22 protein-coding genes and 2 pseudogenes are annotated in these 22,505 nt (G+C 65.3%); 13 read left to right on the forward strand and 11 right to left on the reverse strand.

Going from position 1 to position 22,505, the window contains the following annotated elements:
* Positions 1-109 precede the first annotated feature (109 nt).
* On the forward strand, positions 110-1,084 hold the full coding sequence (locus B3361_RS07430) for a 2-hydroxyacid dehydrogenase (RefSeq protein WP_054906231.1): 975 nt from the start codon (positions 110-112) through the stop codon (positions 1,082-1,084).
* 85 nt (positions 1,085-1,169) lie between these two features.
* Here the strand turns inward: B3361_RS07430 and B3361_RS24015 are convergent.
* Positions 1,170-1,271, reverse strand: a pseudogene (locus tag B3361_RS24015) (EamA family transporter); the annotation flags it as partial.
* Between B3361_RS24015 and B3361_RS07435 the strand changes: the two are divergent.
* Positions 1,241-1,342 (forward strand): annotated as a pseudogene (locus tag B3361_RS07435) (AraC family transcriptional regulator); the annotation flags it as partial. The pseudogenes B3361_RS24015 and B3361_RS07435 overlap by 31 nt on opposite strands.
* Before the next feature lie 279 nt (positions 1,343-1,621).
* Here B3361_RS07435 and B3361_RS07440 read toward each other — a convergent pair.
* The 6 genes from B3361_RS07440 to B3361_RS07465 form a co-directional block, all read right to left on the reverse strand.
* A complete protein-coding gene (locus B3361_RS07440; RefSeq protein ID WP_054905407.1) occupies positions 1,622-4,012 on the reverse strand; it encodes a TonB-dependent siderophore receptor in 2,391 nt (796 codons plus the stop codon).
* 169 nt (positions 4,013-4,181) lie between these two features.
* Positions 4,182-5,165 (reverse strand): FecR family protein, encoded by a 984-nt coding sequence (locus B3361_RS07445; RefSeq protein WP_054905408.1) that lies wholly within the window; start codon positions 5,163-5,165, stop codon positions 4,182-4,184.
* Positions 5,162-5,737, reverse strand: a complete 576-nt coding sequence (locus B3361_RS07450) for an RNA polymerase sigma factor (protein ID WP_047150120.1) — start codon at positions 5,735-5,737, stop codon at positions 5,162-5,164. Before B3361_RS07450 ends, B3361_RS07445 begins: the two co-directional genes overlap by 4 nt.
* Positions 5,738-5,741: 4 nt before the next feature.
* On the reverse strand, positions 5,742-6,068 hold the full coding sequence (locus B3361_RS07455; protein WP_054905409.1) for a DUF3325 domain-containing protein: 327 nt from the start codon (positions 6,066-6,068) through the stop codon (positions 5,742-5,744).
* Positions 6,068-7,645, reverse strand: a complete 1,578-nt coding sequence (locus B3361_RS07460) for a PepSY-associated TM helix domain-containing protein (RefSeq protein WP_054905410.1) — start codon at positions 7,643-7,645, stop codon at positions 6,068-6,070. The genes B3361_RS07455 and B3361_RS07460 overlap by 1 nt, the downstream gene beginning before the upstream one ends.
* Complete coding sequence (locus B3361_RS07465; RefSeq protein ID WP_054905411.1) at positions 7,642-7,947, reverse strand: DUF3649 domain-containing protein; 306 nt, start codon at positions 7,945-7,947, stop codon at positions 7,642-7,644. The genes B3361_RS07460 and B3361_RS07465 overlap by 4 nt, the downstream gene beginning before the upstream one ends.
* A gap of 234 nt (positions 7,948-8,181) precedes the next feature.
* On the opposite strand from B3361_RS07465, the gene B3361_RS07470 reads away from it, so the two are divergent.
* Positions 8,182-8,529, forward strand: coding sequence for an HPF/RaiA family ribosome-associated protein (locus tag B3361_RS07470; RefSeq protein WP_009685023.1), 348 nt, complete (start codon positions 8,182-8,184; stop codon positions 8,527-8,529).
* A gap of 59 nt (positions 8,530-8,588) precedes the next feature.
* Here B3361_RS07470 and B3361_RS07475 read toward each other — a convergent pair whose 3' ends face one another.
* A complete protein-coding gene (locus B3361_RS07475) occupies positions 8,589-8,996 on the reverse strand; it encodes a response regulator (RefSeq protein WP_054905432.1) in 408 nt (135 codons plus the stop codon).
* Between the two features lie 22 nt (positions 8,997-9,018).
* Complete coding sequence (locus B3361_RS07480) at positions 9,019-9,189, reverse strand: Flp family type IVb pilin (protein WP_054905413.1); 171 nt, start codon at positions 9,187-9,189, stop codon at positions 9,019-9,021.
* Positions 9,190-9,483: 294 nt separating this feature from the next.
* On the opposite strand from B3361_RS07480, the gene cpaB reads away from it, so the two are divergent.
* Genes cpaB through B3361_RS07520 form a run of 8 tightly spaced genes read left to right on the forward strand, consistent with a single transcriptional unit; the run spans position 9,484 to position 16,893 of the window.
* Entirely contained in the window at positions 9,484-10,437 is a 954-nt protein-coding gene (gene cpaB, locus B3361_RS07485; RefSeq protein WP_054905414.1) for a Flp pilus assembly protein CpaB, read from the forward strand.
* Positions 10,438-10,455: 18 nt separating this feature from the next.
* Positions 10,456-11,694, forward strand: coding sequence for a type II and III secretion system protein family protein (locus B3361_RS07490; protein WP_054905415.1), 1,239 nt, complete (start codon positions 10,456-10,458; stop codon positions 11,692-11,694).
* Positions 11,691-12,881: a pilus assembly protein gene (locus B3361_RS07495; RefSeq protein WP_054905416.1), complete on the forward strand. Its 1,191-nt coding sequence runs from the start codon at positions 11,691-11,693 to the stop codon at positions 12,879-12,881. The genes B3361_RS07490 and B3361_RS07495 overlap by 4 nt, the downstream gene beginning before the upstream one ends.
* On the forward strand, positions 12,878-14,134 hold the full coding sequence (locus B3361_RS07500) for a CpaF family protein (protein WP_029885794.1): 1,257 nt from the start codon (positions 12,878-12,880) through the stop codon (positions 14,132-14,134). Before B3361_RS07495 ends, B3361_RS07500 begins: the two co-directional genes overlap by 4 nt.
* Complete coding sequence (locus tag B3361_RS07505; protein ID WP_009685015.1) at positions 14,131-15,012, forward strand: type II secretion system F family protein; 882 nt, start codon at positions 14,131-14,133, stop codon at positions 15,010-15,012. The genes B3361_RS07500 and B3361_RS07505 overlap by 4 nt, the downstream gene beginning before the upstream one ends.
* Before the next feature lie 2 nt (positions 15,013-15,014).
* Positions 15,015-15,902: a type II secretion system F family protein gene (locus B3361_RS07510; RefSeq protein ID WP_054905418.1), complete on the forward strand. Its 888-nt coding sequence runs from the start codon at positions 15,015-15,017 to the stop codon at positions 15,900-15,902.
* A gap of 10 nt (positions 15,903-15,912) precedes the next feature.
* The gene (locus B3361_RS07515) at positions 15,913-16,614 is read left to right on the forward strand and encodes a tetratricopeptide repeat protein (RefSeq protein ID WP_054905419.1); all 702 of its coding nucleotides are present in this window, start codon (positions 15,913-15,915) and stop codon (positions 16,612-16,614) included.
* Between the two features lie 15 nt (positions 16,615-16,629).
* Positions 16,630-16,893, forward strand: a complete 264-nt coding sequence (locus B3361_RS07520; protein ID WP_054905433.1) for a DUF3613 domain-containing protein — start codon at positions 16,630-16,632, stop codon at positions 16,891-16,893.
* A 25-nt stretch (positions 16,894-16,918) separates the two neighbouring features.
* On the opposite strand, the gene B3361_RS07525 is transcribed toward B3361_RS07520, so the two are convergent.
* Positions 16,919-17,341 carry a prepilin peptidase gene (locus tag B3361_RS07525; RefSeq protein WP_154211301.1) on the reverse strand — a complete coding sequence of 141 codons (423 nt, stop codon included), beginning with the start codon at positions 17,339-17,341 and terminating at the stop codon, positions 16,919-16,921.
* A gap of 75 nt (positions 17,342-17,416) precedes the next feature.
* On the opposite strand from B3361_RS07525, the gene B3361_RS07530 reads away from it, so the two are divergent.
* On the forward strand, positions 17,417-17,860 hold the full coding sequence (locus B3361_RS07530) for a TadE/TadG family type IV pilus assembly protein (RefSeq protein WP_033690841.1): 444 nt from the start codon (positions 17,417-17,419) through the stop codon (positions 17,858-17,860).
* Positions 17,857-20,502: a PAS domain-containing sensor histidine kinase gene (locus B3361_RS07535; RefSeq protein WP_054905421.1), complete on the forward strand. Its 2,646-nt coding sequence runs from the start codon at positions 17,857-17,859 to the stop codon at positions 20,500-20,502. The genes B3361_RS07530 and B3361_RS07535 overlap by 4 nt, the downstream gene beginning before the upstream one ends.
* Here B3361_RS07535 and B3361_RS07540 read toward each other — a convergent pair.
* Entirely contained in the window at positions 20,487-22,439 is a 1,953-nt protein-coding gene (locus tag B3361_RS07540) for a pilus assembly protein TadG-related protein (protein WP_225624717.1), read from the reverse strand. The genes B3361_RS07535 and B3361_RS07540 overlap by 16 nt on opposite strands.
* Positions 22,440-22,505 lie beyond the last annotated feature (66 nt).

Below are 22,505 nucleotides of genomic sequence, written 5' to 3' on the forward strand. Positions count from 1 at the left end.
TAGCAAGTAGCAAGTAGCAAGAAAAAGCAGATCCGTTCACGTGCTGCTTTTTCTTGTAGCTTGTAGCTTGCAACTTGTAGCTTGTAGCTTTCCCCTTGGAAGCAGCCCGATGAAAAAGACCGTCCTGGCTTTCAGCCGAATCACCCCGGCCATGGCCGAGCGCCTGCAGCAAGATTTCAACCTGATCCAGCCCAACCCCAAGTTGGGCGACATCGCCGCCCAGTTCAACGAAGCCCTGCCCGAAGCCCACGGCCTGATCGGGGTCGGGCGCAAGCTTGGCCGGGCGCAGCTGGAAGGTGCGGCCAAGCTCGAGGTGGTGTCCAGCGTGTCGGTCGGTTACGACAACTATGACCTGGACTACTTCAACGAACGCGGCATCGCCCTCACCAACACCCCGGACGTGCTCACCGAAAGCACTGCCGACCTGGGCTTTTCGCTGATCATGGGCTGCGCACGGCGTACCGCCGAACTCGACGCCTGGACCAAGGCCGGCAACTGGCAGGCAACCGTGGGCCCGGCGCACTTCGGCAGTGATGTGCATGGCAAGACCTTGGGCATCGTCGGCCTGGGCAACATCGGCGCAGCCGTGGCCCGCCGTGGCCGCTTCGGCTTCAACATGCCGATCCTGTACAGCGGCAACAGCCGCAAGAACGCGCTGGAGCAGGAGCTGGGCGCGCAGTTCCGCAGCCTGGAGCAGTTGCTGGCCGAAGCCGATTTCGTGGTCATCGTGGTGCCCCTGTCGGACGCGACCCGCAAACTGATCGGCAGCCGCGAGCTGAAGCTGATGAAGCCAAGCGCGTTCCTGATCAACATTGCACGCGGGCCGGTGGTCGATGAAGCCGCACTGATCGAAGCGCTGCAGAACGGCACCCTGCGCGGCGCAGGCCTTGATGTCTACGAGAAAGAGCCACTGAGCGATTCGCCGCTGTTCAAGCTGCCCAATGCCCTGACCTTGCCGCACATAGGCTCGGCCACCGCCGAAACCCGCGAAGCCATGGCCAACCGGGCGCTGGACAACCTGCGTGCGGCGCTGCTGGGTGAGCGGCCGCGGGACCTGGTGAACCCGCAGGTGTGGAAGGGCTGATCCCCCCGGTTATTCCTGTACCGGCCCTATCGTCGGCAAGCCAGCGCCCACAGTTTCGGTAGCTGGTCGCTGATAGGGCCATGACTCATCTGGCCTCCACAACCCCCTCAGCTACCCGTGCCCTGGGCTTGCGAAACACCAGCACATTCCCGGCCATCACTGCGACAAGGGTTTGCCAGTGCCAGCCATTTCAGCAATCGGTTCCGCCAGGCCGTTGGCGCCACACCGGGCGAGTACCGCCTGGCCTTCAACCTGTGACATCGGGGCTGCTTTGCAGCCCATCGCAGGCAAGCCCCACAGGGATCGCCTTAGGGCTGACAGGTGTTTGCCACAAGGTATGGCAGCGCCTGTTAGAGCGAGCGCAGCTCGCGATTGCGCCGCGCGGGCGGCGCTCGATCTCACAGGCGCTGAAGATGCTCCGGCTACCCTTGCCAGGAACCATAGAATCTCCCACAGGGATTGCATCAGGCCCGGCCTCCATGCAGTACCTGTAGGAGCTGGCTTGCCTGCGATGGGCCGCGAAGCGGCCTCTGCTCCCTAAAACTCAAAGGTACTGGACAGGCTCACCTGCCGCGCATCCCCAATCGCCACAAAGTACTGGTTCACCGCCGAGCTGTAGTACACCTTGTCGAACAGGTTCTTCACGTTCAGCTGCAACAACACCTTGTGCTCATCGAGCTTGGTCTCGTAGGTCGCAAATGCGTCAGCCACGGTGTAGGACGGCAAGTCGAAGGTGTTGGTCGCGTTGCCGCTGCGCTCACCCACATACCGTGCCCCGGCACCAAAGCGCAGGCGGTCGCCGCCGAACAGGCTGCCGTAGTCGTACACCGCCGACAGCGAGCCGCTGTGCTTGGCCACGTTCTGCAGGCGGTTGCCCTTGAGGTCGGGGTCCTTGGTGACCTTGGCATCGGTGAAGGCATAGCTGCCGATCAGGCTCCAGCGCTCGCTGAGCTGGCCGGTCAGGTCCAGCTCGACCCCGCGTGAATTGACTTCACCCGCATTGCTGTAAAGCGTATCGCCGGTGCGCGTGTCGAAATTGGCCACCAGCACGTTGCGCTTGGTGATGTCGAACAGCGCCAAGGTACCGGTCAGGCTGCCCGGCATGTCGAGCTTGGCGCCCAGCTCCCACGACTTGCCCTCTTCCGGCGCCACCGACGAGTCCAGTACCACCCCCCCGGTGAGCGGCGCGATGCTGGAGTTGGGCTTGAACGATTCGCTGTAGCTGCCATAGAACGACAGTTGCTCATCGACCTTGTAGACGATACCGGCATGCGGCACCCAGGTCTGGCCGTTGGTATCGGTGTTGGCCGTGAACGGGCGACCGCGGCCGGCGTACTGGTCGTACTGCTGGAAGCGTGCACCGGCCACCAGGATCCAGTGATCGTCCAGGTGCAGCGCGTCCTGCAGGAACAGCGCGTCGGTGCGCAGCTTGTCGGTCTGGTCACTGTCGCTGGCACGCACGGTGGTGCCTTCCACTTCCCGCCCGTACACCGGGTTCACGTAGCTGAAGCTGGACCGCGCGGCTTGCCGGATCAGGTCAGCGCGGTAGACCTTGCGGTCTTCATGGTCGGCGCCCAGCAGCAAGTCATGCTGCATGCCGGCCACTTGCACGGTGCCGGTCAGGCTCAGGGTTGCGAACTGGTCACGGCTCATGGCGCCGTGGGTGCCATCGATACTGCGGGCCAGGGTGCCATTGGCTTGGTTCACCCCCGTGACGCGAACCTGGCTGGCGTCGTAGGTCTCACGGTTGAAGCTGTAGCCAACGTGCAGCTTCCAGTCATCGGCCAACTGGTGGTCGACCTCCAGACGGTACAGGTCCGAGCGCCCTTCCATGTCGTTGAAGGGCTCGTCCAGGCGCCGGGTGGCGGGAATGTCCAGCGGGTGGCCATTGCTGCCAAAGGCCGTGCCCCGATCGAACGGCGAGAGAAACTCGCGGTGCTCGTAGGCCAGCACCACCTGGGTGTCTTCGCCCAGCCAGGCCAGCGACGGCGCGACCAGCGATTCACGATGCACCCCGAAGTTGCGCCAGTAATCTTCGTCTTCGTGGTCGACGATCATGCGGTAGGCAAAGTTGCTGTCGCCCAGCGCGCCGGTGCTGTCGAAGCCTCCGCCGCTGCCGTTCTTGCCGCTGCCGTAGGTGGAACCCCGCAGGTTCAGGGCATTGTACTGCTCGAGTTGGGGGCGCTTGCTGACCACGTTGATGACCCCGCCCGGGTCCTGGATACCGTACAGCAGCGAGGCCGGCCCCTTCAGCACTTCGACCCGTTCGGTGCTGGCATTGAGGCTGCGGCCCTGCACGATGGGCATGCCATCGCGCATGATCGAGCCGTCGCGGTTGTCGCCGAAGCCGCGCTTCATCACCGTGTCGGAGGTGCCGCCGAAGTTGTTGCCCTGGGTAATGCCGCTGACGTTGGCCAGGGCATCGTCAAGGTTGCGCGGCGCCTGGTCACGGATGACCTGCGCCGGGACCACGTTGATCGCCTGGGGAATGTCCTGGTTGGCGCCCTGGCCACGCATGATCGACGCCGTGGCTGGGGGTTGGTAGCTGTAGTCGTCCCGTAGCGAGGTCACCGTGGTGGCCTGCAGGTTGAGGGCACCGGTAGTATCCAGCGCGTCCAGGGTAAGGGTCCGCGCGTCCAGGCGCCGCCAGGTCAGCCCGCTGCTTGCCAGCAGCTGTTGCAGCGCCTGTTCGGCACTGTAGGTGCCGGTCAGCGCCGGCGCCTGCACCCCGGGCAACGCTACGGTGTAGACCACGCTTTGGCCCGTGGTCCGGCTGAAGGCGCTGAGGGCCTGGGCCAGCGGTTGCGCCGGCTGGGCGAAGGCGTAGGCCTGCTGTTGCTCGGCAGCGCTGGCCTGGAGAGCCACGGCAACGGTCGGGAGCATGGCAAGGCCGAACCAGAGGGGGACGCAACGCGGGGAGAACTTCATGGACGCTGACCTGTGAGATGAATATGAGTACGAATGAATCGCACTTCCACTCATTACACGGATGCCACGGTCGGTTACCTCATGCGCTTTTGAAAATATTTTCCCGGTGCTGCCGGTTCGCGGGCAAACCCGCTTCCACGGCAGGCGCCAACGGCGGCCGGTACAGGGGCTAGCGGATCAGCGTCAAACGGCCCAGCACGGTCTGCCGTGAAAAGCCCATCACCTTGCCCATCGAATCCAGTGCCAGCAGCGGCTCGGCCAAGGGGAAGCTGCCACTGACCTTACGCTGCCCGAGTTCCTCATCCAGCAACAGGATCCGCCCTGGGTAGTAGCGCCCCAGGTCTTCGATCACCTGCGCCAACGGCACCTGGTAGTAATTCAGCCAGCCCTGGCGCCAGGCCAGGCGGTTGTCGCTGTCCACCGCCAGGGTTGCGCCGGCCCGGCCGGCGCCGTAGCTCACCTGCTGGTTGGCCGTCAGCTCCCTGGCCGCGGCCCCCGCGGCCGGGCTCACCGCCACCCGCCCGCTGCGCACCGTGACCTGCGTGCCGTCCCCCTGCTCACGCACCTCGAACTGGGTACCGAGTACCCGCACTTCACCGCCGTTGGCTTCGACCAGGAAGGGCTCGCCGGTATGCGTGACCTGGAAGAACGCCGCGCCATGCAGCAGGCGCACGCGACGCTGGCCATGGGCAAAATCGACCTCAATTGCACTGCCCGCATCCAGGGTCACCTGCGAGTTGTCCTGCAGGGTAACCTGGCGAATCTGCCCGGTACTGCTGTAGTCGGCCTGCAGGTCCTGCAGCCAGTAGCCTGGGTGCCAGCCCCCGGCGCCCCCAATGGCCAGCACCAGGCAGGCCGCCAGCCCGATTGCCGTCAGGCGCGCGCGGCCGGGGCGCCTGGCAGCCGGGCGAGCCATGGCGGCCAGGTAGGGCTGCAGGCTGGCATGCTCTTCGGCAGCCAGCCGCGACGCCGCCACACCACTGTTGCGCCACAGCGCCTGGGCCTGTTCGTACGCGGCGCGGTGCCTGGGCTCGGCCAGCAGCCAGCGCTTGAACGAGGCCCCCTGGGCCACTGCAGGTTGCTCGCTGATGCGGCTGAGCCAGCGCAACGCGGCCTGCGCCTGCGCCTCGGTAATCGGCGGTATAGAACTCATCGGCAGGCTCTCCCAGGCCGGCGCGGGGTGGACGCGGGCTCGGCAACACTCGCCTTGCACGCTTCCAGGGCGCGCATCATATGCTTTTCCACCGCGCTCTGGGACAGCTGCATGGCCTTGGCGATCTCGCCGTACTTGCAGCCGTGAATGCGGTTGAGCAGGAAGATCTGCCGGGTGCGCTCGGGCAAGGCGCGCAGGGCAGCCTCGATACGCTGCAGGTCATGGTCCACTTCCACGGCCTGCTCCGGCGCATGCGCCATGCTCGCCTCATCCACCGCCAGCGCGGCTTCGGCAATGCGTTCGCGGCTGCCCTCACTGCGCAGGTGGTCGATGGCCAGGTTGCCGGCACAGCGCAGCAGGTAAGTATCCAGCGCCTCGACTTTCACCTCGGGGCGACGCCAGAAGCGCAGGAACAACTCCTGGACCAGGTCCGACGCCGTGGCGCGGCAACCCACGCGCCGGCTGACCAGTGCCTCCATGCGTGCACGCTGGGCCTGGAACACCTGGACAAAACGCGCACGCCCGCCTGCGCTGTCGGCATCCGGCCCGAGGGTATCGCCCTGCTCGCTCATGCTGTCACACCGCAAAAAGGGCGAGCACCGGGCCCAGCAGCACACTGCCGGCAGCCAGGCCCAGCAACAGCCGCGGCTGGTACGGCAGGGCGAAGACCCACACGGTGACCGCCGCCATCATCACCGCCGCCCACTCCACCAGGCCATGGGCCCAGCCACGCAGGTGCACACTGAACGCCAGCGACAGCACCAGCAACGACCAGCCCGCCACGCGCAACAGGCGCAGTTGGCCTGGGTGCGGCTTGCGCCCGAGCAGGCCGGTAAAATGTTTGTCCATGGCCAGGCACAAGGCAACGAAGCCTGCGTAGGCGAGCAATGCGTTCCCCAGCATCAGCGTGCCTGCGCCGCTTCGGCGCGCGGCTTGTCTGCCACCCGCGGCGCGCGTTTGGCCAGCGGCGCGGGGCTGCGCAGCATCTTGCCGGCCAGCCAGGCCAGGAACAGCCCGGTACCCAGCGCGGTCAGGTCCAGGCCTGCCATGGCCCAGTCACCTGCCGCCAGCGAATGGTACAGGCCACGGTCGGTGGTCAGCCCATTGAGCAGTGGCAGCAAGGCGAAGGCCAATGCGCCCAGCGCCAGCTGCTCGCCCCAGGCCCGGCGCCCACTGCGCAGTACGGCGTGGGCCAGGGACAGGCCCCAGACGATGAAGAAGACATTCACCTCCCAATCGGCACGGCCGGCGGCAGCGGCCGGGATCAGCCGGTTGGCCCAGAAGAAGCCCGCCACTGCCAGCAGCAGGCCGCTCATGCTGGCGATATTGAGCACCTCGACCAGGCGCAGCTCGCCGGGCATGTGCGCGCGCTGGGCATGTTTGAGCTGGCGCTTGCCCAGCCACATCACCAGCCCTGTGCCAATCACCGCAGTACCGGCAATGCCAAAGCAGAAATACAACCAGCGCAGCCAGGGCCCGGCAAAGTTGCCCATGTGCAGGCCGGCAAAGCTGAAGGACGTCATCATGGCCCCGCTCTCCGGCTTGCCCTGGCTCAGCAGCGTGCCGCTGGCGCCATCGAACGTCCAGTTGGCGCTACGCCGGTAGGCCACATGGTCGGCCGCCGATTGGGTGAAGGTGACACGGGCATTGCGGTCGCCCGGGTTCTGCACCTGGATGTTGCCAATGCGTGCCTCGGGTTGCAGCGCCTGCACCTTGGCATACAGGCTGGGCAGCGCGACCAGCGGCGTGGCCACCTGGGCCGCCTTGGGTGCATCGTTGCGCCCGAACAGGTCATTGAAGTACTTGCCGGTGTCGTTGCCATAGCTGGCCATGATCCCCGCCGGCATCACCATGTACATGAACAGCACCAGGCTGCTGTAGCTGATCATCAGGTGGAACGGCAGCACCAGCACGCCGATCGCGTTGTGCCCATCCAGCCACGAGCGCTGGCCCTTGCCGGGGCGGAAGGTGAAGAACTCCTTGAAGAGCTTCTTGTGGGTAATGATGCCGGTGACCAGCCCCAGCAGCATGATGAAGGCGCAGAAGGTCGACAGCCAGCGGCCATAGGGGTACGGCATCTGCAGCTGGAAGTGGAAGCGGTAGAAGAACTCGCCGCCGCGGCTGTCGCGTGCCTCTACCGGTTGCCCGGTCTGGGTATCGAGGGTCTTGCTGACAAAGCCGCGCGGCCCGCCGTTGGGGTCGCGATAGCCCACGCTCAAGCCCGCTTCGCGGGCGTTGGGCAAGCGGATGAACCAGGTGCCCGAATGCCCGGCATTGTCCTGCAGGTAACGCTGTGCCAGGGCTAGGCTATGGGCCGGGTCCAGTGCATGGCTGCGCACTTCAGGCTGCGACCACTGGCTGATCTCTTCCTTGAAATACGACAGCGTGCCGGTAAGGAAAATGGCGAACAACAGCCAGCCGAAGATCAGGCCGGTCCAGGTATGCAGCCAGGCCATGGCCTGGCGGAAGCCGTCTTTCATGCGGTTTTCATCCAGTAGGCAATACCACTGATCACGCCAAGCAGCAGGCTTGGCGCCAGCACGCCCAGCCACGCGCGCCAGGCACTGCGGCAGGCGAAGCACCAGATGAACGCCAGCAGGTAGAAAACGAACGAGAGCATCAGGCCGATCAGCGTGGCGTCGACCTTGGGCAACGGTGCCACCACGGCGATGCAGACGCTGGCCGCAGACGCCAGCAAATAGCCGCCCAGCAGCGCAGCCAGGCTGCGTGAGGCCACGGCCAGGCGGTAGCTGAGCGGAAGGCCGGCGGTTTTGCGCGTCATGGCGAAGGTCCGGGCGTGTTCGGGGCTGCAATACTAATGATTTCAATTCTCATAAGCAAAGCTTCAACGACAAGCTGCCGGTGCGCGCAGATATGCAACAAGAAATTTATTTTCCGAAAGGGCTTGAATTCATCCGGCGGTTGCCTGACCTTAGAGTCAAAAGGCGCAGAATTTCCAACGGTCTCAAGGACCTGGCCGCGCCTCCATGCGAGCAAGCTGAATAAGGATTGAATCATGCAAATCCAGGTCAACAGCAGCAACCATTTCGAAGGCAACGCCCGGCTCGACCAGTGGGTCCGCAGTACACTGGAAAGCTCACTTGAACGTTACGAGGACGACCTCACCCGCATCGAGGTGCACCTGCGCGACGAAAATGGCGCCAAGCCCGGACCGCATGACAAACGCTGCCAGATGGAGGCTCGCCCCAAAGGCCACCAACCGATTTCCGTGACCCACACTGCCGCTTCGCTGGACCAGGCAGTGGATGGTGCCGCCACCAAGCTGAACCACGCGCTGGAGCACTTCTACGGCAAGCTGCGCAGCAAGCGCGGCGCCCTGGAGCTGAGTGACCCCGACGCCTGATCGCACCAACCGAAACGCCCGGCCAAGTGCCGGGCGTTTTCGTTCCCGCCCGGGTCAATTCAATTGACGACGCGCAGGCGTGATACGGGGAACAGGTTGTCCAGGGTTTCCAGCAAACGGGCCTGGTAGATCGGCTTGCGGAAGAAGTCCAGTACCTGCAATTGCACCAGTTCGCTGACGTCATCCAGATCGGCTTGTGCCGACATGACGATCACCGGCAAATGCAGGCGGGCAGTGTGCTCGCGCAGGCGCTTGATCAACCCGATGCCACTTTCGCCCGGCATGCGCACATCAGTGATCACCAAGGCTACGTCCGGGTGACAGGTCAGCTGGTGCAAGGCCGCCTTCACCGAGGTGGCGGTCAGGCAGGCGAAGCCTTCGTTTTCGAGCAGCTCCGCCAATTCCAGCAGAACGTCCTGCTCGTCATCCACCAGGAGGATCTGCTGACGCGCGCAAGCGTTCTGCATGCCGCTGGCTCCCTTCCAGATATCAAAGCGCATCTTTTATGGTGGTGAACGTTCCTTTGACAGCACTGGCTATTTCTGGAACGAAACCCGCCAGCACCACTGCAACCATGGTTGCGATGACGGCGTATTCGATACCGGATGCACCGTCCTTGCGATGCAGGAAATTCATGCAGTGCAGAATGAACAGTTTCATGCTTCAGCTCCTTGCGGCATGGCTGCCGGCGGCGGTGGTATCAAAATGACACCCATCTGCCATCAAAGAATTGCCAACCCGGTGCGAACTGCAAATGTATTAAAGGGTTATTCAGAAAGTATTAGCCCGCCTAGGTTAACCACCCGCCACTCGCTAACTCTTTGTTTTCACGCGACCTGCTCCGCACCCTGAAAAAAACTGCCCGGGCTCATGGCAAATGGCGATGGCTGCGCTAACTTGCTATAGCGAAATAGTGACTTTTCGCCATCATCCAACGCGTGCAGGGAGGCCGAGATGAGCAGCCGCTTGACCCTATTCCTGGCCGCGTTTTTCTTGCTGGCGGCGCTGTTGGCAGGCTACTGGGGCGTGGTGCTCAGCCGCCCGCCGGCCGTCCCTGTCGCCCCCGCGCCTACCGTTGCACCGCCGAGCGTGGCCACAGCGCCAGCGCCCAGCGCGCCAGTGGAAGCGCCGCGCACGGCGGTGGTCGTGCTGCGCAAGGCCGTGCCAGCCAATACCCCACTCACTGAAGACGATGTGCTGGTTGAGCGCCTGCAGGTCGCCCCCGCCGGTGCTTATCAACAGGTCGCCCAGGTGATCGGCCGCAGCAGCGCCCGGCCCCTGGCGGCAGGCACCTGGCTGGAAGAAGCCAGCTTTCAGGCCGGCGGGCCGCTGGCACGGATGATCCGCGCGCACGAGCGGGCGGTGGCACTGGGCGTGGATGAAGTGGTCGGTGCCGCTGGCCAACTGCGCCCGGGTGACTACGTTGACGTGCTGCTGTTCCTGCGCGAAGAGCCCAACAACCCGCAAGCCTCGGCCCAGGTGGTACTGCCGGCCCTGCGTGTGCTGAGCGTCGGCGAGCAAACGGGGTTGGCCAACGATGGCCGCCCGGCGCAGAGCCCCGAGGAGCAAAAGGCCCGCCGCGACCAGAGCGGGCTGGGCAACGGCGCGGGCACCCGCACGGTGGCAGTGGCCGTGCCCGAAGCCATGGCCAGCCGCTTGATGCTGGCCGCCCAGGCCGGCACCTTGCGCCTGGCAGTGCGCAGCGCCGATGAACAGCGCCTGGCGCGCTACTGGAGCGAGGCCGATGCGATACCTCAGGTGGAGGCCGCCAACCGCGCGCTCTACCGCTTCAGCCAGCTGGCCCAGGCGCCGGTGGCCAGTGTGGCGAGCCCGGCGCCCAGCCACGCCGCGCCCGCCATGCACATCATCCGTGGCGCCACGGCTGAAGCAAACGCCAAGAACCCCTGAACCGGCAAGGATGCAGTGATGCGAAGTTCCTTCTTCAGACAAGCATGTTGGACCGGGCTGCTGGCCGCGCTGTTGCCCCAGGCGCAGGCGGCACCCAAAGGCTGCGAAGCGTTCGGCCAACTGCCTGCGATCATCGAGATCGACCAGGGCCTGCAGCAGGAGCTGCGCTTGCCGGTGGCGATCGAGCGGGTTGCGGTCGGCGAGCCGAAGGTAGCCGATGTCCAGGCCAGCGGTGAGCGCGGGGTGGTGATTACCGCGGTGGGCCAGGGCAATACCAGCCTGATGGTGTGGACAGCCTGCACGCCGTCACCGCACAAGGCGATGGTGTTCGTCCGCGGGCGGGCCAGCGCCGATATGGCCCAGGACAGCTTCCTGCCGTCGCAGGACACGCAACTGCCCAGCCAGGTGCAAGCCGATATCCGGTTTGTCGAAGTGCGCCGCAGCAAATACAAGGAGGCAGGGGCACGGCTGTTTTTCAAGGGGTCGAACAATAGCCTGATTGGCTCGCCTGGTACGGTGCCCAATTCGACCGTGTCTCCCGGATCAGTACCGGTTGCCGCGCCTCAGATCCCCCTTGGGGAAAACGTTTTCAACTTCGTGTGGGGTGGCGGCAGCAGCCGCTTCTTGGCCATGATCAACGCACTGGAAACCAGTGGCTTTGCATATACCCTCGCACGCCCGAGCCTCACCGTCCTAAGCGGCCAAACCGCAAGTTTCCTAGCGGGCGGTGAAATTCCGATCCCAGTGCCCAGTGCAGGCAGCGACAACGTATCCATTGAATACAAAGAATTTGGTATACGCCTTGCGCTGACTCCGACCATTGTCAATGAAGGCCGAATTACCCTCAAGGTTGCTCCCGAAGTCAGCGAGCTGGATTACACAAACGCAGTGACGATTGCAGGCACTGAAGTACCAGCGTTAACAGTCAGACGGACCGATACCAGTATCGCCTTGGCGGATGGAGAAAGCTTCATCATCAGCGGTTTGGTCAGCAAAAGCACGCTATCCAAGGTGAATAAACTGCCTGGCCTGGGCAATCTTCCCATACTCGGAGCTTTGTTCCGACAGTCCAACCTCACACGCGACGAAACCGAACTGCTGATGATCGTCACCCCGCACCTGGTGCAACCCTTGGCGGTCAATGCAAAGCTGCCGCCCTTGCCGGGCGAGCACCTGCGCAACTACGACCCCAGCTGGGGCCGCCTGTTCTTCCTGGAGAACGGAAACTTCGATGGCAAGGGCGGGCTGTCGCAATGAACGAGAGCCTGAACCCGACCTTCCTCGCCATCACCCGCACCGAAGAGGACCTGCACTGGCTGCAGGGCGCCTTGGCACCGCAAGGCCAGGTGATCGGCGCCAACGGTGGCAGCCTCGACGAGCTGCTGGCCCTGGTCAATGCCACCTTCAGCAACCTGATGTTCATCGGCCTGGACCGCGAGCAACTGATCAACCAGTGCGCCTTGATCGAGGGCGTGCTGGAGGCCAAGCCAATGCTGGCGATCGTCGCCCTCGGCGATGGCCTGGATAACCAGCTGGTGCTGCATGCCATGCGCGCTGGCGCCCGCGACTTCGTCGCCTATGGCTCGCGCGCCAGCGAAGTGGCCGGGCTGGTGCGGCGCCTGGGCAAACGCATGCCGGCGGTGGCCAGCAACCCCAGCCTGGGCGGGCTGACGGTGCTGTTCGGGGTGCAAAGCGGTGCCGACGGCGCATTGCTCACTACCCACCTTGCCCGTGTGGTGCAGCAGAGCGGCCAGCAAACCCTGCTGCTGGACCTGGGCCTGCCGCGTGGCGACAGCCTGGCACTGCTGGGCCTGGAGGCATCGTTCTACTTCGGTGACGCCCTGCGCCACCTGCGCCGCCTCGACACCACACTGATCGACAGCGCATTCACCCGCGACAACACGGGCCTGCGCCTGCTGACCTATGCCGAAACCGATGAGCCACTGCAACACACCAGCGCTGCCGAGTTGTACATGCTGCTCAGCGCCCTGCGCCAGCACTTCCAGCACATCGTCGTCAACCTCGCCGGGCATGCCGACAGCGAAGCCCTGCGCACGTTGGTCAGCCACTGCGACAAACTGATCATCTACACCGACCAGAACATTCTCGAGTGCCGGCGCAACCTGGAGGTGCTCGACCTGTGGCGTGATCATGGCATCAAGCTGGAACACGCCAGCCTGTTGGTGGACCGCTACCTGAGCAACGTGGCCCCCGACGCCGACACCTTGGCCAAGCGCTACGCGCTGCCTTTGCTCAGGGCCCTGCCCTACAGCCCTGAAGTGCGCCTGAACGTGAAAAACCAGGGCCTGAGCCTGTTCGAACTGGCCCCCCGTGAGCCGCTTACGCAAGCCTTGCGCAGCCTGGGCGAACGCCTGGCCCGGCGCTCGGAAAACCTCGCACCGCCGGCCGTCACCTGGCTGCGCCGGCTTTGGGGCAGCAAATGAACAACGATCAACCGTTTGGTGGCCCGCAACCGGCCGCGGGCGACCCCTACGCGCTCAAGCGCGCACTGCACCGCTTTGCCATCGATGCCATCGAGGACAGCGGCCGCAACCTGCTGGAGGGCGCACGGCCGGCGCTGACCCAGTTCGTGCTGGAGCAGGTTGGTGACTACGTTGCGCGCCTGCGCCTGGCGCTGTCGCGGTATGAAATGGAGCGGCTGGCCGAAGAGCTGGTGGACGAGTTGACCGGCTTCGGCCCGCTGGAAGTATTGCTGCGTGACCCCAGCGTCACCGAAATTCTGGTCAATGGCCCCCATCGGGTGTTCGTCGAGCGGGCCGGCCTGTTGCAGCAGACCGACCTGCGGTTCATCGACGCCCACCATGTAGAGCGGGTGATGCAACGCATCCTCGCCCCGCTCGGGCGACGCCTGGACGAGTCCTCGCCCATGGTCGACGCCCGCATGCCCGACGGCAGCCGGGTCAATGCGATCATTCCGCCCGTGGCGCTGGACGGCCCGTGCCTGTCGATCCGCAAATTCCGCCAGGACATGCTCAAGAGTGCCGACCTGCTGGCCACCCGCGCTATCGACCAGCCTATCTTCGACTTTTTTGAACGCGCCGTGGGCAAGCGCTGCAACATTCTGGTCAGCGGCGGCACCGGCACCGGCAAGACCACCCTGCTGAACATCCTCAGCCAGATGATCGCCCCTCGCGAGCGCCTGGTCACCATCGAAGACGTTGCCGAACTGCAACTGCACCACCCCCACGTGGTGCGCCTGGAAACCCGCCCGCCCAATGCCGAAGGGCACGGTGAGATCAAGGCCAGCGAGCTGATCCGCAACGCCCTGCGCATGCGCCCGGACCGCATTATCCTCGGCGAAATCCGCGGCAGCGAAGTGCTCGATGTGCTGACCGCGATGAACACGGGCCATGATGGCTCGATGAGTACCGTTCACGCCAACAGCGCAGCGGACGCACTCTTGCGCCTGGAGACACTGGTCGGCCTGAGTGGCCGGCAAGTTGCCGAAAAGACCTTGCGGCAAATGGTCTGTGCAGCGCTGGACGTGGTGATCCAGCTGACCCGCCTGCCCGATGGCCGACGCTGCGTCAGCGAAGTGCTGGAGGTGGTTGGCGTGCGCGATGAGGTGTATGTCACCAACACCTTGTTCCGCCTGGACCGCCGGGGCGGTGACAGCTTCCTGCGCGAGGCGCTCCACCCGGCCGGCAGCAAGCTCAAGGCAGAGGGCCTGCTGTGACCGGCCCGCTGCTGCTGGCGCTGTGCCCGCTGTTGCTGGGCCTGGCCCTGCTGCTGTTGCGCCGCGGCCTGTACAAGCGGCACGAAGAGCGCATCTTGCAACGCCTCGGGCGCGCGTTCAGCATTGTGCGCAATGGTACGGCACGGCGCAGCTGGCTCGACCCGCTGCTGCAACGTGCCGGCTTGACGACTGTCGAGCTGCACCCCCAGCGCTGGCTGCTGGCCTGGCTGGGGCTGGCGCTGTTGGCGCTGGTCGCGCTTGGCTGGGTCGCTGCACTGATGCTGCTGACCGGTCTGCCGGCCATTGCCTACCTGCTCATCAGCTGGCAGAGCCGTCGGCACATGCGGCACGTGGTCGAGCAACTGCCCGGCCTGCTGGACTACAGCGTGCGCAGCCTCAAGGCCGGGCGCACGCTCAATGATGCGGTACTGGGCGCTATCGACAGCAGCCGCGAGCCATTGCGCACTACGCTGGCGAGGGTCCGGCGCAATGTGCAACTGGGCGTGCCGCTGGAGGACGCTATGACCGAACTGGCCGAGTTGCACCAGCAAGACGAATTGCGGCTGTTCGCCCTGGGCTTGCGCATCAACCAGCGCCATGGCGGCAACGCCAGCGAACTGATGGAGAACCTCATCAAGCTGATCCGCGAGCGCGAGCAAGGGGCACGCCAGCTCAAGGCCATGACCGGCGAAACGCGCATCACGGCCATCATTCTCGGGGCGTTGCCACTGGCGATGGTCGGTTACTTCCTGCTGGCCAACCCCCACTACCTGCTGGCCATGTGGCGTGACAGCAGCGGCCAACTGATGCTGTTGCTGGCCTTCGCCTTGCAGGTACTCGGCTGCCTGGTGTTGTGGCGCATGATGAGGAGCTTGTGAACATGGCCATGCTGATCTGCGCCCTGTGCCTGCTGATCGCCGCCGGCCTGTTTGCCCAGCAGGCCATTCGCCAATGGCGGGCCCGGGTGCTGGTGGCGCGAAGGCTACAGGGGCGCCTGGCCCGTGCCGAGCGCCTGGAGGGCTGGCTGCACTGGCTGGGCAGAAGCCCCTGGGGGCAGCGGCTGCAGAAGTTCGACGGTGAAAGCCAGGCCCTGCTCGAGCGCATCGGCTGGCGTCGCAGCCGCCAGCGCGCGCTGTTCGCCGCCGTGCAACTGGGCCTGCCACTGCTGGCGGTGGTACTGACGCTGCTATTGCAGCAAGGCTTCAAAGGCGCTGCCGCCGCCCATTGGGTGGTCTGGCCATTGTGTGCCCTGGGCGCCGCTTACCTGCTGCCCAAGCGCCTGCTGGCCCTGGCTGCCGCCCGGCGCCAGCAGCGCATTGCCGCAGAGGTTGGCCTGATGATCCCCATGCTGCGAATCCTGTTCGAAACCGGGCTGACGGTCGAGCAGGCACTGCGCCTGCTGAGCCAGGAAGGGCGAACGCTGATCCCGAACATCAGCGAAGAACTGCGCCAGGTACTGCAGCGGGTGGATTCGGGGCTGGGGCTGGGCCCGGAGCTGGACAAGGCCGCACAGGTACTGGCGGTGGACGAATTCACCGACACCTGCGTGATCCTGCGCCAGTTGCTGGCCCAGGGCAGCGGCGCAATGAAGTCGTTGCTGGCCCTGAAAGCCTTGCTCGATGACCGCCGCCTGACCCGCCTGCAAGAACGGGTGTCGATGATGTCGGCAAAAATGTCGGCGGTAATGATGGTATTCCTGTTCCCGGCCCTGCTGATCGTGCTTGCCGGGCCAGGCTTCTCTGCATTGGCGCGGGCGTTGAGCCCCTGAGGAAAGCGGGATGAAGACAGTCGTGTTGTGCGCATGCCTGGTGTTGCTGAGTGGCTGCGCCGGGCAACAGCCGCAAGGCCTGCGCTCGTTGTTCACTGCCGCCGGTTGCAGCAAGCCGGACGCCGACCAGCAACTGGCCCTGAACCTGGCGGACGAGATGCTCAATGACGGCCGCCCGCATGCCAGCCTTGCGCACCTGCAGCAACTGCCGGATACCCTCGACCAGGTGCGCCTGCGCAAGGCCAAAGTGTCCCGGCTGCTTGGCCTTGGCGAGGCCGAACCCTTGTACCGCAGCCTGCTGGGCGGCTGCCTGGCTGCCGAAGGCGAGCATGGCCTGGGCCAACTGGCCGCGGCACGTGGCGACGACATCCAGGCCTTGCAGAACCTGCAGCGTGCTGTACGCCTGGCGCCTACCGATGAACGCGTACGCAATGACCTGGGCGTGGTCCTGATGAACCTGGGGCGCTATGAGCAGGCTCGCTTCGAGTTGCTGACGGCCATCGAGCTGAAAGACGACAACCCCCTGCCTGCAATCAATCTGGTGACCTTGGCGCTGCTCCAGGACAACTGGCAACAGGCGACCGACCTGGTCGACCGCTTGCAGCTTGAGCCCCGGCAGTTTGCCGCGGCCAAGGCGCGGGCCGGGCAGATCAAGGCCGGTGGCCGAGGCCCGGTCGCCTCGGCCCAGGCATCGCAGCCGATGGTCAATTGAAACTGGGAGGTGAACATGATCAGGTACGTGATGATGCTGGCCTGCTGCATGGGTAGCGCGGCGCTGCACGCCGAGCAATACCCGCGCCCGAGCCCTCAGGACGAAACGGCCACCGAGCGGCTGCTGCGTGTGCAGTCCAGCGGCGCACAGGCCTCGCGCCACCTGCAGGTACAAACGGCGCGTGAACGCGACCAGTCCATGCAGCGCTGGCTGGATACCTACAAGTACGAGATCCCCGACTTCTACCGCTGGACCAAGATGACCGAGCGCAACAATTAGCGGGGGCTTGCCGTGCCGTCAACGCTCAGCCCAGGCAGGCCAGTGAGACGGCAAGGCCTGCCAGCAGACAGGGCGCGAACGGCCTTTTTTGCCGCGGCTGTCGCGCACCTCGGCGGACCAGCTGCCAGGCCACCAGCACCACACCCGCAGCAATGAAAGTGACCAGCACATGGGCAACGCTGCTGGCCAGCGCCAACGCACCGAGCAGCTTGACGTCACCGGCCCCGAACTGCCCCAGCGCGTAGCCCGGCAGCGTGAGCAGCAGCACGATGAACAACGCCAGCGCCGCATCACTGCCCTGGGCACCGAGCCAACTGCGCCCTGTGGCCAGCAACCAGGCCAGCGCAAGGGTTGCGGCACCCAGCGTCAGTACATTGGCTATCTGCCGTTCGCGGGCATCCTGCCCGGCGCACAGCGCTAGCCACACCAGCAATGCAAGGCTGTGCATGGGCAATTGGCCATCCCTGTTCGTCGATCGGTTCTATGCTGTTGTTCAGGACACATGGTCAGGGTAGACGCAATCATGAAAGCAGGCCCGGCAAAACGGCAGCACGGTGCGGCAGCCATCGAGTTCGCCGCGGTGTTCATGATCTTCTTCGCCGTGTTCTACGGCCTTGTCAGCTATTCCCTGCCCATGCTCATGCTGCAATCGTTCAACCAGGCCAGCGCCGAGGCGGTGCGCCGGTGCGTGGCGCTGGACCCGGACAGCCCCAGCTACACCAACGATGTGCAGAACCTGGCCCGCCAGGTCATCAGCCAGCAGTTGCAGTGGCTGCCTGCTGCCTTCGACTTCCAGCCGGCCAGCGACGCACAGGTTACCTTGGGCACCGACAAGCTGCTGACGGTAGCCATCGATTATCCCAAGGCAAAACTCACCCATGTGCTGCCCATGCTGGTGCTGCCGTTGATTGGCGAGGTACCGCGCCTACCCGACCGGCTGCGTGCCGAAGCGAGCCTGCAACTGTGAACGGCCTGTTCGAACGCTGGCTCGGCGGCCAGGCCCCGCTGCCGGCAGAACAGCACCCTCCAGCCACCGGGTTGCAATTGTGGCTGGATGATCAAGGCCACGTGCTGCGCCTGGCCGGGCCGCTGCGCACGCTGCTGCCGGCAAGCCCGCACCACGCCGCGCGGGTGCATGACTACCTGCAACGGCATAGCTGGCTGGTACTCGAAGGCGCCCCGGCGGACTGGCAGGGGCAGCCGCTGGACCTGGACTTCGTGACCGTGCATGGCACTGCCCTGCACACGCGCGGCTGGCTCCTGCGCCAGGCTGTCGGGTGGCTGCTGCAGGTGTTCGATATCGGCGACCTGCTGGGTGAGCGCGAAAAACACGCCCATGACCTGGCGCAGCACCACCTGGCCTTGGCGCTTGGCCGCGCCATGCGTGACTGCGACGAACAGCACCTGCTGCCGACCACAACCGCTCAACTGCAACACTTGGCCGAGTACTGGCAGGCGGGGGCCCTGCGCCTGCTGCTGCCAGGTGACAGCGGCTGGTACAGCTACGCCAGCAGTGATGCCGTTTGGCCCTGGGCCGACGACGAGCGCCTGCGTGCCTGGCTGCATACGTTGCCAGCCGCCGCTCGGCAGCTGGCGGCCGAGCACCCGCTGCTGCAGTCGTCGGCTGCCGGCCTGCCGCTGGTCGCCCTGCCCTACCAGCACGGCCATTGTGTTCAGGCCTGGTTACTGTGTGCCGGGGCACCAAGGCCACCCACACCCCAAGCGCAGGCTACCCTGCTGCCCGCGCTGGTCGAACCGCTGCTCAGCCGCCTGCGCCAGCAGCAGCTGCAGCAGCGCGCCTGCCACCTGAATGAACTGCAGCAGCAACTGGGCGCTGGCTGGTGGTCATGGCCCTTGCAGGGGCCGCTGGCATTCGACCCGGCCCTGGCATCACGCCTGGGCCTGCCGCGGGATGCCAGCTGCGAACAATGGTTCGGCCGTTTGCACCCGGCCGACCGCGAAGCTGCACGCATGGCGCTGGCGCAACTGCGCGACGGCATCGCCTTGAACCTGAACCTGCGCCTGTTGCCCGCCGACGACCTGGCGGGCCCACGCTGGCTGCAGTGGGTCGGCCAGCTGCGGGGGCGCCAGGTTCAGGGCTTCGTGCTCGATATCAGCGCCTTGAAAGCCCAGGAGCTACAGGCCGGGGCGGCCCGCGCCCGGCTGGAAAACCTGATCGCCAGCTCGCCAGCGGTGATCTACATCCAGCGCTACGCCGACGGGGCGCTGCACAGTGTTTTTTTCAGCGCCAGCCTGACACCGCTACTGGGCTGGCCCAAAGACGGCGAATTGGCCCAGCAGCCCGGCCAGGCGGTGCACCCGGACGACCGCACGCTATGGCTGGAACGTACGCGCACGCTACTGCGCGACGGCCAGGTTCGCAGCCGCTACCGCTTGCGTGATGAGCGCGGCGGCTATCACTGGATACTGGACGAGGCCCGCCTGCTACGTGACGACTTGGGGCAACCGGTCGAGGTCGTGGGCCTGTGGCTGGATGTCAGCGAGGCCACCGAGGCTGCCGAACGCGTGCGCCAGAGCGAAGAGCGCTACCGGGCGCTGGTGGAAGACTCGCCCGCGCTGATCTGCCGGTACACGCCTGCGCTGCAATTGCTGTTCGGCAATCGGCCGCTGGCCGAGCTGCTGGAGTGCCCGCCACAGCAGCTCGGCGCAATGAACCTGGGCCAGTGGATGAGCGACAGTCAACGCACGGCGTTCGTGCAGCGCCTCGCCACGCTGAGCCCGCAGCAGCCGTTGAGCAGTGCCGAGGTCTGCTTGCAATTACCGGGGCGCCGCAACGCCTGGTGGGTGTGGGCCGAGCGTGGCCTGTTCGATGAGCACGGGCAACTGGTGGAAATCCAGGCAGTTGCCCGCGACAACACGGCAGTGCGCCATAGCCAGCAGCAACTGCTGCAAGCAGCCAAGATGGCCACCTTGGGCGAACTGGCAACGGGGCTGGTGCATGAAATCAACCAGCCGTTGACCACCATGCGCCTGGCGGTGGTCAACGGGCTGAAACGCCTGGAAAGCGGTGCCGCCGATGTTCCGTACCTCACAGGCAAGCTGCAGCGCATCGACAACCAGCTGGAGCGCGCCATTCGCCTGGTCGAGCATTTGCGCACCCATGGGCGGCGGTCCGAGGTGGAACAGCAGGTGTTTGCCGCCTGGGTGGCGGTGCTCGGTGCGCAGGGGCTGCTGGCCGAGGGTTTGTGCGGCAAAGGCGTGACGCTGGCCATCGAGGCGCCCGAGCAGTGCCCGCACGTGCTTGGCCATCAGGACCAGCTCGAGCAGGTGCTGATCAACCTGGTGGTCAATGCGCGGGACGCCTTGCTGGAACGGCGCGTTGCCCACCCAAACATCCGCGTAGGCCAACGCATCGAGCACGGGCAGTTGTGCCTGCTGGTGGAAGATAACGCCGGCGGTATCGACCCGCGCCTGCTCGAGCGCATTTTCGAGCCGTTCTTCACCACCAAGCCAGCAGGGGTCGGCACCGGGCTCGGTTTGTCGGTGAGCCACGGCATCGTCGATGCCATGGGCGGCAGGCTGGCGGTGCACAACCGCAACGAAGGCGCCTGCTTCGAAGTGTGGTTGCCGATCTACAAGGCCAACTGAGCGCGGTTGGCACAGGTGAGGTTGGCGCCGACCTCGGCGCTGACCAGGTCGATGCCAAGGGCCTTGAGCAGCACGTTGAGCAAAGGGTCGAGCAACGGGCTGAGGAGGTTCCTGATCAAGGGCTCGACGATACCTTTGACCGTGCCGAGCACGTTGCCAACCAGCACCAGCACATCGCCGAGGCCGCTGTTCACGGTGGGTTTGTAGGCTTCCAGCTGTATGCCCTGCAAGGTCTCGGCCAGGCTGCCGACGACCGTGCTGTTGGCGGTTTGCATGCTCTGGTAGGCAGGGCTGAGGCCGATGTTGGGCGGCACGCTGTCGGGCGCCTGGAACACCAGTGGGCGCTCGACGGCCCCGCTGCCCAAAACCTTGCTGTTGACGCGCACGCCCAGCCCGCCAGCGGCAAAAGGAACACGCGCCTGGCACGTGCCAATGCCCAGCAACCGGGTACACCGCTTGGTACCGATGTCCACCAATGGCAATGCTTTGACCACCGTGGTGCCGCTCATGAAGAACGCATTGCTGGACTCGAAACGCCCCACCGCAACCTTGGCCGCCGAGCTTTGCGCTTGCGTGACAAGGCGCTTGGGTGAACAACTGAAGGTGCCTGGGGCCTGCGGGTCGAGGCGCGTGGTCGCTTCCGCCACCTCAAGGCCGATATCCAGCGACAGCTTGTCCGGGACCAGGATGATATCGGTGACAGTGCACGGCACGCCGACCAGACACAGTACCGATTGCAAGGTACTGGCGAGGTTCAGGCTCAGCAGGTTGTTGAGCACATTGGTGATCGGCCCGACCAGATCGAGTACCGCGTTGAGCAAGCCGAACACCGAGTCGAGCAGCGGCAGGTCGAGCGAAATCATCGCCCGCACCTGCGCGGTATGTACCCGCAATTCATCGGTGCGCGGGTCACCCACCGCAGAAATCTGCTGCGGCTCGATCACTTTCAGGCGGACCCGGCCATTGACCAGCCCCAGCACGCTGACCGGCAAGTCCACCGTTGCCGCACTTTCACTGACCGCCAGCTGGATAACGCCCTGCACCAGTTGCAGCAACTGGATACTGGCATCCAGCCCGGCCTGCGTGGTGCCGTTCTGTATGTCGAGCAAATCGCCCAGCTGCAGCAAGGTGCTGTTGCTGGCGCCCAGTGCCAGCTTGCCCAGGTTGGTCACCACGTTGGCGGCCGCGCCGCTCTGCTGCAGTACCTTCACCGCCGCCTGCAGCAGTTGCGTAGCGGTAGCATCGGCGCTGAGCAGTTGCCGGTAGTCACCGGCCTTGAGGTTGAGGTCGATGGCCAGTTGGTCCAGGTAGCGCAGCACGTTGAGCTGGGTGCTGGCAATGCCTTGCCAGCCGGCCACATCAAGCTGCACGTTACCGCCCAAGGCACTAAGCAGGGCATTGAGCAACACCGACTGTCGCGAATCGACGGTGGCCAGGGTGGTTCGGATACTCAGCATGGCCTGCGGTGGAACAGGCGACGAAGCCACCGCATGGGCGTGCAAGGTGGTGGTCAGCGGCACCCCTGTGCCCTGTGCCAGGCTATACACCCCCGCCGCGACGCTGGTGGGGACTGTGTTGCTCACGTCCACCCGAATCGCCTCGGTGCGGTTGTTGTCCGTGGTGAACGTGCGCAGGCTGTTGGCGCCGGTCTGCAAGTAGCCGCAGCTGGCCGCCAGCGGGTTGCCGGGCGCATGGCCGTTGCGGGTGGCCGCCGCCCGGGCAACCACCGTGGCCTGCGGCCCGCTGCCGGTGCAAACGGCATACTGGCCGGCCGCCTCCAGCGCGGCCATGTCGGCAATGCGTTGCAGCTTGCGCTGCTCCAGGTACAACCGGCCGCTGTCGATCACCAGCAGCATGAACAACAGCGCCAGGCCCAGCGTAACCACGGCCATGAGGCCGATTGCGCCACGCTGGCGGGCAGCGAATGAGGGAAGCACGGGCACTCCTTTGCCGGCCATTGGCCATGCGTCGCGGCTGCGATGCAAGGAGTGTAGATGCGCTAA

Source organism: Pseudomonas sp. UBA6699 (assembly GCF_002454615.1).
In the GTDB taxonomy this organism is placed as follows: Bacteria; Pseudomonadota; Gammaproteobacteria; order Pseudomonadales; family Pseudomonadaceae; genus Aquipseudomonas; species Aquipseudomonas juntendi.

What these genes read in the sequence shown, in the direction of transcription:
- B3361_RS07490 (WP_054905415.1), top strand. Translation starts at nt 10,456, where the DNA reads ATGCGAAGTTCCTTCTTCAGACAAGCATGTTGGACCGGGCTGCTGGCC.
- B3361_RS07450 (WP_047150120.1), bottom strand. Translation starts at nt 5,737, where the DNA reads ATGAGCGAGCAGGGCGATACCCTCGGGCCGGATGCCGACAGCGCAGGC.
- B3361_RS07430 (WP_054906231.1), top strand. Translation starts at nt 110, where the DNA reads ATGAAAAAGACCGTCCTGGCTTTCAGCCGAATCACCCCGGCCATGGCC.
- B3361_RS07510 (WP_054905418.1), top strand. Translation starts at nt 15,015, where the DNA reads ATGGCCATGCTGATCTGCGCCCTGTGCCTGCTGATCGCCGCCGGCCTG.
- B3361_RS07475 (WP_054905432.1), bottom strand. Translation starts at nt 8,996, where the DNA reads ATGCAGAACGCTTGCGCGCGTCAGCAGATCCTCCTGGTGGATGACGAG.
- B3361_RS07470 (WP_009685023.1), top strand. Translation starts at nt 8,182, where the DNA reads ATGCAAATCCAGGTCAACAGCAGCAACCATTTCGAAGGCAACGCCCGG.
- B3361_RS07460 (WP_054905410.1), bottom strand. Translation starts at nt 7,645, where the DNA reads ATGAAAGACGGCTTCCGCCAGGCCATGGCCTGGCTGCATACCTGGACC.
- B3361_RS07480 (WP_054905413.1), bottom strand. Translation starts at nt 9,189, where the DNA reads ATGAAACTGTTCATTCTGCACTGCATGAATTTCCTGCATCGCAAGGAC.
- B3361_RS07500 (WP_029885794.1), top strand. Translation starts at nt 12,878, where the DNA reads ATGAACAACGATCAACCGTTTGGTGGCCCGCAACCGGCCGCGGGCGAC.
- B3361_RS07440 (WP_054905407.1), bottom strand. Translation starts at nt 4,012, where the DNA reads ATGAAGTTCTCCCCGCGTTGCGTCCCCCTCTGGTTCGGCCTTGCCATG.
- cpaB (WP_054905414.1), top strand. Translation starts at nt 9,484, where the DNA reads ATGAGCAGCCGCTTGACCCTATTCCTGGCCGCGTTTTTCTTGCTGGCG.
- B3361_RS07465 (WP_054905411.1), bottom strand. Translation starts at nt 7,947, where the DNA reads ATGACGCGCAAAACCGCCGGCCTTCCGCTCAGCTACCGCCTGGCCGTG.
- B3361_RS07530 (WP_033690841.1), top strand. Translation starts at nt 17,417, where the DNA reads ATGAAAGCAGGCCCGGCAAAACGGCAGCACGGTGCGGCAGCCATCGAG.
- B3361_RS07515 (WP_054905419.1), top strand. Translation starts at nt 15,913, where the DNA reads ATGAAGACAGTCGTGTTGTGCGCATGCCTGGTGTTGCTGAGTGGCTGC.
- B3361_RS07525 (WP_154211301.1), bottom strand. Translation starts at nt 17,341, where the DNA reads ATGCACAGCCTTGCATTGCTGGTGTGGCTAGCGCTGTGCGCCGGGCAG.
- B3361_RS07445 (WP_054905408.1), bottom strand. Translation starts at nt 5,165, where the DNA reads ATGAGTTCTATACCGCCGATTACCGAGGCGCAGGCGCAGGCCGCGTTG.
- B3361_RS07455 (WP_054905409.1), bottom strand. Translation starts at nt 6,068, where the DNA reads ATGCTGGGGAACGCATTGCTCGCCTACGCAGGCTTCGTTGCCTTGTGC.
- B3361_RS07495 (WP_054905416.1), top strand. Translation starts at nt 11,691, where the DNA reads ATGAACGAGAGCCTGAACCCGACCTTCCTCGCCATCACCCGCACCGAA.
- B3361_RS07520 (WP_054905433.1), top strand. Translation starts at nt 16,630, where the DNA reads ATGATCAGGTACGTGATGATGCTGGCCTGCTGCATGGGTAGCGCGGCG.